Source organism: Breoghania sp. L-A4 (assembly GCF_003432385.1).
Classification (GTDB): Bacteria; Pseudomonadota; Alphaproteobacteria; order Rhizobiales; family Stappiaceae; genus Breoghania.
On record NZ_CP031841.1, the window covers coordinates 2,778,560 to 2,790,004 of the forward strand.

At 66.5% G+C, this 11,445-nt stretch carries 11 protein-coding genes; 4 read left to right on the top strand and 7 right to left on the bottom strand.

The annotated features are described in order from the left end of the window. Nucleotides 1-105: 105 nt before the first annotated feature. The 6 genes from D1F64_RS12755 to D1F64_RS24635 all read right to left on the bottom strand — a co-directional run bounded on the left by D1F64_RS12755 (nucleotide 106) and on the right by D1F64_RS24635 (nucleotide 6,500). Entirely contained in the window at nucleotides 106-882 is a 777-nt protein-coding gene (locus D1F64_RS12755; RefSeq protein ID WP_117412749.1) for an ABC transporter ATP-binding protein, read from the bottom strand. Continuing rightward, nucleotides 879-1,871 (bottom strand): iron chelate uptake ABC transporter family permease subunit, encoded by a 993-nt coding sequence (locus D1F64_RS12760; RefSeq protein ID WP_117412750.1) that lies wholly within the window; start codon nucleotides 1,869-1,871, stop codon nucleotides 879-881. The genes D1F64_RS12755 and D1F64_RS12760 overlap by 4 nt, the downstream gene beginning before the upstream one ends. Next, nucleotides 1,868-2,854: an iron ABC transporter permease gene (locus D1F64_RS12765; protein WP_117412751.1), complete on the bottom strand. Its 987-nt coding sequence runs from the start codon at nucleotides 2,852-2,854 to the stop codon at nucleotides 1,868-1,870. The genes D1F64_RS12760 and D1F64_RS12765 overlap by 4 nt, the downstream gene beginning before the upstream one ends. 64 nt (nucleotides 2,855-2,918) lie before the next feature. Beyond that, nucleotides 2,919-3,899 carry an ABC transporter substrate-binding protein gene (locus D1F64_RS12770; protein ID WP_162901524.1) on the bottom strand — a complete coding sequence of 327 codons (981 nt, stop codon included), beginning with the start codon at nucleotides 3,897-3,899 and terminating at the stop codon, nucleotides 2,919-2,921. A gap of 98 nt (nucleotides 3,900-3,997) precedes the next feature. Then, a complete protein-coding gene (locus D1F64_RS12775) occupies nucleotides 3,998-6,058 on the bottom strand; it encodes a TonB-dependent siderophore receptor (protein WP_248304773.1) in 2,061 nt (686 codons plus the stop codon). After that, nucleotides 5,979-6,500: a hypothetical protein gene (locus D1F64_RS24635; RefSeq protein WP_248304835.1), complete on the bottom strand. Its 522-nt coding sequence runs from the start codon at nucleotides 6,498-6,500 to the stop codon at nucleotides 5,979-5,981. Before D1F64_RS24635 ends, D1F64_RS12775 begins: the two co-directional genes overlap by 80 nt. Here D1F64_RS24635 and D1F64_RS24640 point away from each other — a divergent pair. From D1F64_RS24640 to D1F64_RS12790, 4 genes are all read left to right on the top strand, one after another. Then, on the top strand, nucleotides 6,433-6,843 hold the full coding sequence (locus tag D1F64_RS24640; protein ID WP_248304774.1) for a TetR/AcrR family transcriptional regulator: 411 nt from the start codon (nucleotides 6,433-6,435) through the stop codon (nucleotides 6,841-6,843). The genes D1F64_RS24635 and D1F64_RS24640 overlap by 68 nt on opposite strands. Nucleotides 6,844-6,851: 8 nt before the next feature. Then, nucleotides 6,852-6,974, top strand: a complete 123-nt coding sequence (locus D1F64_RS25120) for a hypothetical protein (protein ID WP_256372872.1) — start codon at nucleotides 6,852-6,854, stop codon at nucleotides 6,972-6,974. 32 nt (nucleotides 6,975-7,006) lie between these two features. After that, a complete protein-coding gene (locus tag D1F64_RS12785; RefSeq protein WP_117412753.1) occupies nucleotides 7,007-8,038 on the top strand; it encodes a siderophore-interacting protein in 1,032 nt (343 codons plus the stop codon). Between the two features lie 217 nt (nucleotides 8,039-8,255). Continuing rightward, entirely contained in the window at nucleotides 8,256-9,656 is a 1,401-nt protein-coding gene (locus D1F64_RS12790) for a mechanosensitive ion channel family protein (RefSeq protein ID WP_117412754.1), read from the top strand. 112 nt (nucleotides 9,657-9,768) lie between these two features. On the opposite strand, the gene D1F64_RS12795 is transcribed toward D1F64_RS12790, so the two are convergent. Continuing rightward, complete coding sequence (locus tag D1F64_RS12795; RefSeq protein ID WP_117412755.1) at nucleotides 9,769-11,418, bottom strand: thiamine pyrophosphate-binding protein; 1,650 nt, start codon at nucleotides 11,416-11,418, stop codon at nucleotides 9,769-9,771. Between the last annotated feature and the right edge of the window lie 27 nt (nucleotides 11,419-11,445).

Genomic DNA, 11,445 nt, shown 5'->3' on the forward strand with positions numbered 1-11,445 from the left:
TGATACCGGCTACCGCTCATTCGTCTGAAGGCTATTTCCCGCAGTGTTCACCCCGCGAACACGAAGGGCAAACGCCCGCGCCGAGAAACGCAACGCGCATGGGCTCTAACACGGAATAACCATCGGTTTTCCGGTTCCCGGATCCGGCTGGATCAGGGCCTTCAGGCCGAAGGCGACTTGCAGGTGATCGGCGGTCATTACCAATTCCGGCGTGCCTTGCGCCACAACCCCCTCGGATCCGAACAGGACGATGTGGTCGCAGAACCGCGCGGCCAGGTTCAGATCGTGCAGCACGCTGATCACCGTGGTCCCCGCCTCCCGGTTGCGTCGCCGCAACAGCGACAGAACCTCGATCTGATGCGGCAGATCCAGGAAGGTCGTGGGTTCGTCGAGCAACAGGAGCGGCGTCTGCTGGGCGAGCACCAGGGCCAGCCAGGCGCGCTGGCGTTGCCCTCCCGAGAGTTCGGACAGCGGGCGTTCGGCCAGCGCAGTCATCGAGACGGCGGCGAGCGCCGCATCACAGGCGTCTGCGTCCGCCCGGCTCCACGGCGCGAGAAGCCCGCGCCAGGGGCTGCGGCCACGCCGCACCAGCTCGGCAACGGTCACGCCTTCGGGCGCAAGCGGTGCCTGCGGCAGGATCGCCAGCCGCCGGGCAAGCGCGCGGGTGTTCGCAGTATGGATATCGACGTCGCCCAGCAGAACCCGGCCGGACGTCGGCCGCAACAGCCGCGCAAGCGCGTGCAGCAAGGTCGACTTGCCGCAACCGTTCGGACCCAGGATCGCGATGCTTTCGCCGGCAGGCAGCGACAGGGTCAGATCATTGATCACCGCGCGGTCGCGATACCCCAGTGACAGGGATTCCGTCCTCAGCGTCTCGCTCACAACTCACCCCTCTCCATTTCCCGCGACAAACGCCACAACAGATACGGCGCTCCAAGAATGCCGGTCATCACGCCGATCGGCAGTTGCAGCCCCGGCAGACTGGCGCGCGCCACAAGATCGGCTAGCACCACGATGATCGCACCGGCGGCGGCCGCCGCCGCAAGCCGTCCGCCGGCCCCTCTGGCACCGGAAAGCCGCGCGCCCACCGGCGGCGCCATCAGAGCCACGAAGGCCACCGGCCCGACGACCGCCACGGCCGCCGCCGCAAGTCCCACTCCGGTTGCCGCGAGAAGCACCCGCGCGCGCCTCACCCGCAACCCCAGCCCGGCGGCAAGCTCCGGCCCGAGTTCCAGTAGCTTGAGCGCGCGCACCTGCGGCACGAGGACGAGTGCGAAAAGGCCGCCGATGAGCGCGATCTGAAGCCCGTGCCCCCAGTCGCGCGCCGACAGAGATCCCGCCAGCCAGCGATGCGCCTCGGCGGCCTGCGGGCCGGACAGCCGCGTCATCAGGAAGGAGCCGACCGAGGCGGTGGTGAACCCCACGCCAATGCCCACGAGCACCAGCGTCAGTGCGGGAGTGCCCTCCACGCCGCGCGCGCCGCCGGGAGGCCGCGCCAGGATGGCGACCAGCACCGCCGTCGCCAGTCCGCCCGCAGCCGCCACCAACGGCATCGGCAGCGACAGCCCAGCGGTGATCGACGCGAGAATGGCGAGCCCGGAGCCGGCGGTGAAGCCCATCACGTCGGGGGATGCAAGCGGATTGCGCAGCAGGGACTGGAAGATCGCGCCCGACAGGCCGAGCGCCGCACCCGCGCCCAGGCCCACGGCAACACGCGGTCCGCGCAGGATGCGGATCGTCAGCGCCCCGGGGCCGTCACCGCCGGTGATCCCCTGCCACAGGGCCGCCGCATCCAGATGCACCTGCCCAGCTGTTAGCGCCAGCGCCGCAACCGCAAACAGAAGCCCCGCAAGACCAAGAGCGCGCATCATGATGTGCCCCCCGGGCTCAAGCGCCGGGCGATGAGAACGAAGGCCGGGCCGCCGACCAGCGCCGTCATCACTCCCGCCCGGATTTCCGCCGGAGCGAACACCAGCCGCCCGAGCGTATCAGCGAAGAGAAGCACCACCGCGCCCAGCAATGCCGAGGCGACCAGCCCCGGCCGCAGCGCCGCGCCGACAATCTTGCGCGCGATGGGAGGCGCCATCAGCCCGAGAAAGGCAATCGGACCGGCCAGCGCCACCGCCGCGCCTGTCAATAGCGTCACGGAAACCAGCACGCCGGCCTGCACCCGGCCCGGATGCGTGCCAAGCCCGCGTGACAGGGCGGCGCCGAGGGCGAGCGATTCGATCCGCGGCGCCAGCGCGAACAGGAGCGCCAGCCCACCGCCTGCCGCCATCGCCATGGCCGCAATGGGCCGCGCGCCGGCGTCCGCCAGCGATCCCACCACCCAGAACCGGACCACTTCCAGCGTGTCGCCGCGCATCAGCACGACGGCCGAGACCAGCGAAACGAGCAGCGCGTTGAGCGCCGCGCCGGCGAGCGTCAGCCGCACGGGGCTCGCGTCGCCGCGAAAACCGCCACCCAGCGAAAACACCGCCACGGTCGCGGCCGCCGCTCCGGGAAAGGCGAGATAGGCGAGAAACCCTGCGTCCGCGCGCTGCAGCAGCAGCGAGCCGAGCGTCACGGCGAAGGCCGCCCCGGCGTTGACGCCAAGGACGCCGGGATCGGCCAGCGGATTGCGCGTCAGCACCTGCATCGCCATGCCCGCCGTCCCAAGCGCCGCGCCGCATATCAGACCGGCAACAATCCGCGGCAGGCGGATCGACAAGACAACGATATGATCGGGGTTGGTGAGGTCCGGGGCGGTCAGGGCCCGCCATGCCTCGGCCAGGGAAACGGGCCGGACCCCGACGGTCAGGCTGAGCAACACGACGGCGGCCAGCACGCCGATCAGGAGCCCCCAGCGCGTCATGGCGCAAGGCCGGCGGCGACGGCGGAGGAAACTTCGGTCTCGGGGCGGCCATCGGCGGCCGCTGTCAAATCGGCTTCCAGCTTTTCGAGAACGAAGGGAAGCGACAGCACGCTGCCGAACGACATCGCACCGGCGACAAGCGCGCTTGCCAGGATCTCCCGCCCTCAATATGCGCGCGCAGCGTGCGCCGCATTGGCAGCGCCACGAGGTCCGGCACCGCGCCATAGCTCGAGATCCAGACGAGAATATCCGCATCCAGCGGAGAAAGATCCTCAGGCGAAAGGGGCGCATAGAAGCCACTGGGGCCGGACAGATTTGCGACCGCCGGCGTCGGCTGAAACCCGAGCTCGATAAAAAAGCGGGCGCGGGAATCGGCGCCGACGAAAGCGCCGGTCTCGCCGCCCCAGTGATAGGCGGGAACCGCGGTCTTGCCGGCCCAGTCCGGATGGCGGGCGCGCGCGGCGGAGAATTTCTCACGCACCCCGGAGACCAAAATCTCGGCTTGGGCGGACTTGCCCAGCGCGCGGCCCAGAGTGCGGGTCATCACGTCCCACGGCATGCCGTAGGAGGTATCGGCGTCCTCATGCATCAGCACCGGCGCGATATGCGACAGCACCTGATATTCGGCCCTGGAAATTCCCGACCCGATCCCGACGATGAGATCGGGCTTGAGCGCCGCGACACGCTCCATCGCGACTTCTCCGGTCAGGACGAATGGCCTGGCGTCGCCGAGATAGGGCTGCGCCCACGGCCACACTCCATAAGAGAAGTCCCCGAACCAGTAGCGCACCGCGACGGGCGGCACGCCGAGCGCCAGCAGCGCGTCATGGGTGGTATAGCCGAGAGAGACCACGCGCCTGGCGGGTCCTGGAAGCACTGTTTCGCCGAACGTATGCGTGAAGCGAAGCGGACCGGTTTCGGCAATGGCCGGCACCGCGCCAAACGCCCCGGCCGCGAGAGGCCACGCGCCAAGACACGCCAGAACACGGCGCCGCGACCAGGCCGCTTCGGCGCTGTTCGCCAAGTCGGATGCGCGGCTCGTCACGTTTTTCCTCCTGGGAGGCCCGTCCGGGGCGTTCGCAGGGATGCCGCGTCCCACGGAAAACCCGCGGGACGGCATGTCTTGCCTTGGGCCACTCTTGCCTACCAGGTGTATTTCAGGGTCGCCATCACCGTGCGGCGATCACCATAGAACGCGGTGTTGTCGAAGCTGCTGTAATAGTTGACATACTGCTCGTCAAACAGATTGGTGGCATTGACGGCCAGCGACACGTCCTCGGTGACCCTGTAGTTCACCATGGCGTCCACGACGGTCGTCGCGTCAAGCTTGTACGTATTGCCGTTGTCCGCGAAGCGCGAGCCGATGTAGCGCACGCCCGCGCCGAACATCAGATCCCCGAACGTCCCCTGTCCCGGAATTGTGTAGTCCATCCACAGCGACGCCGAATGCTCCGGCGTCAGATAGGGCCGGTTGCCAGCATTGCTGGAATCCTTGGCGATCTCGGCATTGAGATAGGTATAGGCGGCGTTGAGATTGAGCCGCTCGCTCAACGCCATCTTGGCCTCCAGCTCGATTCCGCGGACACGAACCTGCCCGAGCTGATCATAGACGCCCGGGCTGACCAGATAGCTCACATTATCCTGGGTGAGATCGAAAGCCGCGAGCGTGAAAAGCGCGTTCATGCCCTCGGGCCGGTACTTGATTCCGGCCTCATACTGCGTTCCGGTCTGCGGCTCCGGCGCCCTGGACAAGATGGATGCGGTGTAGCCTGAGACCGGCTCGAACGACTCCGAATAATTGGCGTAGAGCGAAACCTCGTCCGTCGCCTTGAACGTCAGCCCGGCGCGCTTGGTAAAGGCGTTCTCCTGGCTGTCGCCGTAGGTGGAATCCGCCGCCTCGACGTGGTCGTAGCGGCCGCCCAGCGTCAGGATCCAGCGCTCGTCCAGCGTCAGCTCTTCCTGCAGATAAACGCCCGTGGCGTTCTGTTCGCCTGACCAGCCCGACGGCGCCCCGAGAGTGATGCAACCGGTGCCGCAATAGACGGGATTGTAGACGTCAATCCCGGAGGCGGTGCCGTAGCGGCGCACTTCATCGGTGGCCGTATGCGTATAGTCAAGACCCACCAGCGTCCGGCTCCGGAACCGGTTGAAGCGCCTGTCGAACTCAAGCTGGTTGTCGATCCCGAAGCGCTGCGCGTCGCCGTCGACGGAATAGGCGGAGCGGTCGACAGCCGGATTGACGTTCGCGCCATAGACGGATTCAAGCGCCATTTCCAGATCCGTGTAACGCGCCGTCTGGCGGAACTGCAATCCGCTTCCGAAATCATGGGAAAACAGCCAGCCGATGTTCTTCTCGACGGTGTTGGTCTTATCGAAGTCGGGCTCGCCGAGGAACGTGTTCGGATCAATCCCCGAGCCAAGCGGAATGCCATGTGACGCATTGCCGTCGCGCTTGTAGTAGTCGGCCAGGATTGTGAGCGATGTTGCGTCGGTCGGCGACCAGGTCAGCGCGGGCGCAACATAGATCCGATCGTCCTGGGTATGGTCGGCGACGTTGTCGCCATCCTGGGCCTTGGCGGTGAACCGGTAGGACCAGACGCCGGCGTCATCGATCGGTCCGCCGAAATCCGTGCCGGCCTCAACATGTCCGTCGCCTGCGGTTGTATAGACCTCGCCGAATTTCTCCTCGGTCGGACGTTTGGTGATCGAATTCACCAGCCCTCCGGGCGCGTTCAAGCCGTATAGGGTCGACGTCGATCCCTTCAGCACCTCGATGCGCTGCATGCCGTAGGGCTCCAGCCGTGCGCCGGTATAGCCCTGAACCCGCATCGGCAGGCCGTCCCGATAGCTGCCGTTGCCGCTCTGATAGAAGCCCCGGATCTGGTAGAAATCGTAGCGGTCGTCCGAGCCGTAGAGATCGGTCGTCACGCCGGACGTGTAGCCCAGCGCCTGATCCAGCGTCTTGACGTTGCGCCGCGCCAGATCCTCCTCGGTGATCACGGAGACGGAAGCCGACAGATCCACGATCGGCGTGTCCGTCTTGCTGCCGGATGCGGTGCGTACGGCGACGATCGTCTCGTCGGGCCCGACAGCGGATTCAGCGCCGCCGCTGACGACGATTGTGTCAAGCGTGACCGCGTTCTGCGCGGCGGCCTGTGGTACGGCGGCACCTTCCACGGCCATCAGCAGCGTCGCGGTGATCAAACCAGAAAATTTCAACATCGGTCCCTTGGTCCATCATTTGAAATCCTGGCTTTCGGCTTGGATAATTGTTGAATTTTAGTTGCAACAATTCCATACAGGCCCGATGATCAGCGGCGCAACAAAAATGTGAGCAATAGCTCAAATACGAGTCTTGATTGTTGGGGAAAAAGCCACGCTTGGCCACCCTGTGCGCATCCGAAAGCCTTGGAACTCTGCCGTTTCGCGCACGTATGTCGATCTTGGTCCGCATCGGAGCGGACGCAAATGAATGGGAGGATGCATTGCCGGAAGGTGAGGAAACCGCCACTCGAAAGCCGGCGCGCCAGGGCCGGTCGAAAGCCAAGGTCGCGCTCATTCTCGACACGACGCTGGCCATGCTCAACAGCGGCCCCGCCGACAAGATCACGACCAACGAGATCGCCAGAAACGCCGGTATCAGCATCGGTTCGCTCTATCAGTTCTTCCCCGGAAGGAGGCGATCTACTACGAGCTGTACCGCCGCTGGCTTGAGCAGACACTGGAGCAGCTGGATGCCGTCGACGCCCGGTTCGACGGCAGCGAGGACATCGACACCTACGCGGACGCCATCTTCGAGGCCCTGTCGGCCGAGGACGGCATCAATTCGAAGGGGCACTGGCAGCTGCGCTTCGCCATGGCCAGCACGCCCGAGCTGGAACAGCTCCAGGCGGAGCACAATGACAAGGCCTTCCATCGCATCATCGCGTCGCAGGAAAAATTCTCGCGCACGGTCACCCCGGAGCAGGCCCAAGCGCTGGCCCGGCTGAGGCACAACGTGGCGGTCGCCTGCCTGTCGGCCGCCGCCGACGTCACAGAACAGCCTGAGCGCGACATCCTCTTGAACTGGTGCAAGAAAACGCTCCGGCTCGTCTACGACATCGACAAGCTCAACGCCTGAACCACGGTCAAACCAGCCGCGCGGGAGATCCCATGCCCCACATCCAGACCCCGTCCACCGCAAGCCGGTACGAAGGCGACGTGCCCGACGGGCTCATCGAGCACATCCGCTCACACGTTGAGGAATTCGGCCTTCCGGTGGATGCATCCGGCGCGCGCCTGACCGTCCGCTACGCCGACTCCGAAGTCGCGCTCCAGGCCGGACGCGCGTCGCTCGACGTGACCATCACGGCGGGAACGGAAATCTCCCTCCACAAGACCCGCGAAAGCGTCATCTATTTGCTCGATCACGTCTTCCCGCAGGCCAGCGCTTCAATGGCATGGAGCGGCGTGGACACCGGCCGCCGCCATCCGCCGAACTTCCATTTCGCGAGCGTTTCCGGCGTCCGCAGGGTCTCTGCGAATTTCATGCGCATCGAGATGGACTGCGACGCGATCGCGGCGCTGTCGAGCGGCGGCATGCATTTCTCCCTGCTGCTGCCGCCGAAGGGGCATGCCCCCGTCTGGCCGGCGCTCAACGCAATGGGGCGCACCACTTGGCCCGACGGAGACGACGCGCTGCACCGCGCCGCCTACACCTTCGTCGATCTGGACGAGGCCGCCGGCCGCTTCACCTTCGATCTGTTCGAGCACGATGGCGGACGGACAACCCAGTGGGCGCGAGCAGTGAAACCGGGCGCCGTCGTCGGCATCGCCGGGCCGGGTGGCGGCGACTTCCCGCAAGGCGATCGCCTGTTCATGGCCGGAGACGAGACCGCGATCCCCGCCATCCGGCGTATCCTGGCCGCCTCGCCGGATACGCGGCAGGGAACCGTGTTCATCGAAACCGGCGATCCAGCCGATCGATGCGACCTGCCCCGTCCCGCGAGCATCGACGTCCACTGGACTGAGCGCGGCACGGAACCGGACCTGCTGACACGCATCAAGGAGACCACCCTGCCCGCCGACGAGACCTTCGTCTGGGTCGCCGCCGAACAGAGCCTCGTGCGCGCGGCCAGGGACCATTTCCGGAAATCGGGTGTCGCGCGGACCAGCTGCTACTTCTCGGCCTATTGGACGCGATAGACAACGTCCGGTCTTTCGACGATACCGGCGGCCTGTCCCTGCGGACCGCGGATTTCGCGGCCCCTCCCCGCACGCGCGCCAGGGTGGTGGCAGCAACCCGCCATCCTCTCTCTCGGATGCGATGGCGGCGGTTGCTTTCAAATTTGACAGGCCGGGGCCTTTGAATGATTGCATAGTGGGACCGCCGTACTCCGCCGCCGCCCCAGGATACAACCCCATGCCGCACCTTCGAATCCTGACCCTCACGTTTCTGGCCGCGATCTGCCTGTCCGGCGCCGTGTGGTCGCAGGATTCTGTCGCGCCGGCGGGTCCGACCATCGAGATCGGCGATGCTGTCACGGCCGATACGGAAATCCGCCGCCGCATCGAGAAGATTTTTGACGAAATCGAGGGACTGGGCGGCATCCGGGTCAGCGTCAGTTCCGGCGTCGTCACGCTCAGCGGTCAGGTCGACGAGGCGCCGCTGGCGCGCAAGGCGGAGGATCTGGTCAGCCGCGTCGCCGGCGTGGTGGCGATCGAGAACACGCTCACCGAGCAGACCGCCGTCGGCGAGCGGCTGAAACCCGTTATCGGCCGCTTCGAGAAACGCCTGCGGCAGATAGTCGACTATTTGCCGCTGGTGCTGGTCGCAATCCTGGTCTGGCTGCTGATCGCACTCGTCGGCTGGTTCGCCACCACCCGCAAACAGCCCTGGAGCTGGCTCACGCCCAATGCCTTCATCGCCGATCTGTTGCGCCAGACCGTGTGGCTGGCCTTTCTCATGCTCGGCGCCGTCTTGGCGCTCGACATTCTCGGCGCCACCGCCGTGCTCGGCACGATCCTCGGCGCCGTCGGCATCATCGGTCTGGCCATCGGTTTCGCCGTCAAGGACACGGTGGAAAACTACATCGCCTCGATCCTGCTGTCGGTGCGCCAGCCGTTCCAGCCGCGCGATTTCATCGCGCTGGAGGGCGTGGAGGGTTTTGTCATCCGCCTGACCTCGCGCGCCACCATCCTAATGGACGTCGACGGCAACCACATCCGCATCCCCAACGCCAGCGTGTTCAAGGCAAACATTGTCAACTACACCCGCAATCCGGAGCGCCGGTTTTCGTTCGACCTCGGCGTCGACGCCGACAGCGTGCTGCATGAGGCGCTCGATGTGTGCCACGATACGCTCGACAGCCTGGACTTTGTGCTCAAGGATCCCGAACCCGCCGCATGGATCGAGAAGGTGGGCGATTCCAACGTGCTGATCGGCGTTGCCGGCTGGATCAACCAGACAGAGACCGATTTCATCAAGGCCCGCTCGGAGGCCATCCGCAGCGTCAAGGCGGCGCTGGAGACGGCCGGATTCGCCCTGCCCGAACCGATCTACCGGCTCCGGTTCGATGAGGGCGCGCCAGTGGCGGCCCGCCCCGGCAGCGCACCGGGCGAGCCGGAGAAGCCGGGTGCGAGACGCACCGCGGAACCGGCACCGCAGCAACCGGCGGAAACCACGCCGAGCCGGCAGGTCACCGACACCGGCGTCGATCCTTCCGTGCTGCGCAAGGTCGACGACGAACGCAGCCAGGCCGACGGCGGCGATTTGTTGTCGGAGGACGGGCCGGACGAACTGGGCGCCCGCCCGGTCGTATGATGCCAGCGGCAGCAATGCGGTTGCACGCGTCCATGGCGCACGGGGTTCCCTTGCCGAGAACAAGACCGGGGTACGCCTCGCGCATTAAAGGACCTGCCGGGCCCGTTGCAGCTTACCGCTTGACGAGCCCCGGATGCGCGCGGCGGATGACCGGCGAGACGACCTGATCGCTGACGGGCACATCCCAGACCGCGGCCCCGCCGGTGCGCTGGAAATCGGCGATGAGCCCCGGCAGCACGGAGAGGTCGGTGACGGTCTCGCCGCCGATGCCGAAACCGCGCGCGATCGCGGCAAGATCCGTGCGCCCGAACACCGCGCCCGCATCCGACAGGCCTTCGGCGCGCAGCTTGTGAATTTCCGAGCCGTAGGCGCCGTCGTTCAGCACAATGATAAGAATGTTGAGCCCGTGCCGGCGGATCGTCTCAAGCTCCTGCACGTGCATCAGCAGGCTGCCGTCACCGTCGAACATGACGATGGGCCGCTCGGGACACGCTGCCGCCGCGCCCATGGCGAAGGAAATCCCGTTGCCGATAGCGCCGAATTCGCGGATCGTCAGGAAACGCTCCTGCGGCCGGCGCGGCATCTGCGCGAAATAATACGAGCAATGCCCGGATGAATTGACCAGTTCCCAGTCCATCGGGATTGCCGCGTCGAGCGCCGTGACCACGTCGCGCGGATCGTGCACGCCCGCTTCCGCCGGAAAATCCATGCCGTCGGCCGGCGTCGTGGCGATGGCCTCCGCCAGCGCTGCAGACCGCCATCGCGCGGCGCGCGCCGCGATCGCCGCGCACAGCGCCTCGGTTCCCAGCCGGGCGTCGGCGCGCAGATGCGTGTCGATCGCCACCCGGCCCTGGCTCAGGGTGATCGGTTCCACGTCGATCTGCAGCACTCGCGCCTTGGGCCACAGCTTGCCCGCGTCCGCGTTGTGGCGTGCGACCGAACATCCGACCGCGATCACCAGATCCGCCTCTGCGAGACACTGGCGCGCCATGTCGGAGGAGAACCCGCCCGCGATGCCGATGGAGTAAGGATCATCGTGAAACAGTCCGCGCGCGGGCAGCGAGGTGGCCAGCAGCCCGTCGCATTTCTCCGCAAGCGCCTTGCAGGCTTGGGCCGCCCCGGCTTCGACCGCGCCCATGCCGGCCATCACCACGATCTTGCCAGCGCCGTCGACAAGCCTGGCGATCCGCGCCAGATCATCCGCGTTGGCCGGCATCGGCGAGACGACCGGCATCAGGTCCTTCGAGGGCGCGGGCAGCTTGGTGCTGCCTTCCCATAGAAGGTCCTGCAGATCGAACGGCACGCCGATGACGACGGGACGCCGCTCGCGCCGCGCCTGCACGAAAGCGTCGCGGATGGCCGTGGGCATGCGCGCGGGCCAATGCAGGCTGTGATAGGCCGCGCCTGTCGCGGTCACCAGCGGCGCCTGGTCGATTTCCTGATTGTACCAGCCGGTCTTCAGCGGCGCCTCGCCTGCGATCACCACCAGAGGCAAATGCGCGCGCACCGCCGCCGGCAGCGCGGTCATCAACTGCGTCAGACCCGGCCCGCAGGTCACCGTCGCAAGTCCGATGTCGCCGGTCTTGCGCGCGTACGCCATGGCGGCGGCCACCGCGCAGTGCTCATGCCGGACATAGATCATCCGGCAGCCCGCCTCGCCCAGGCGTGTGGCGAAATTCATGTTCGCATCACCCATGAGGGCGAAGCAGGCGCCGGCGCCTTCCTGCGCGACGGTGCGCGCGATCATGTCGTAGGTGTGCATATCGCTCCGTTCCCGTGCCGGGCGACA

Bases quoted from the DNA above. Each gene is read 5' to 3' on its own strand.
- D1F64_RS12760 (WP_117412750.1), bottom strand. From the start codon at position 1,871: ATGATGCGCGCTCTTGGTCTTGCGGGGCTTCTGTTTGCGGTTGCGGCG.
- D1F64_RS12765 (WP_117412751.1), bottom strand. From the start codon at position 2,854: ATGACGCGCTGGGGGCTCCTGATCGGCGTGCTGGCCGCCGTCGTGTTG.
- D1F64_RS24640 (WP_248304774.1), top strand. From the start codon at position 6,433: ATGCTCAACAGCGGCCCCGCCGACAAGATCACGACCAACGAGATCGCC.
- D1F64_RS24635 (WP_248304835.1), bottom strand. From the start codon at position 6,500: ATGCTGATACCGGCGTTTCTGGCGATCTCGTTGGTCGTGATCTTGTCG.
- D1F64_RS12785 (WP_117412753.1), top strand. From the start codon at position 7,007: ATGCCCCACATCCAGACCCCGTCCACCGCAAGCCGGTACGAAGGCGAC.
- D1F64_RS12790 (WP_117412754.1), top strand. From the start codon at position 8,256: ATGCCGCACCTTCGAATCCTGACCCTCACGTTTCTGGCCGCGATCTGC.
- D1F64_RS12795 (WP_117412755.1), bottom strand. From the start codon at position 11,418: ATGCACACCTACGACATGATCGCGCGCACCGTCGCGCAGGAAGGCGCC.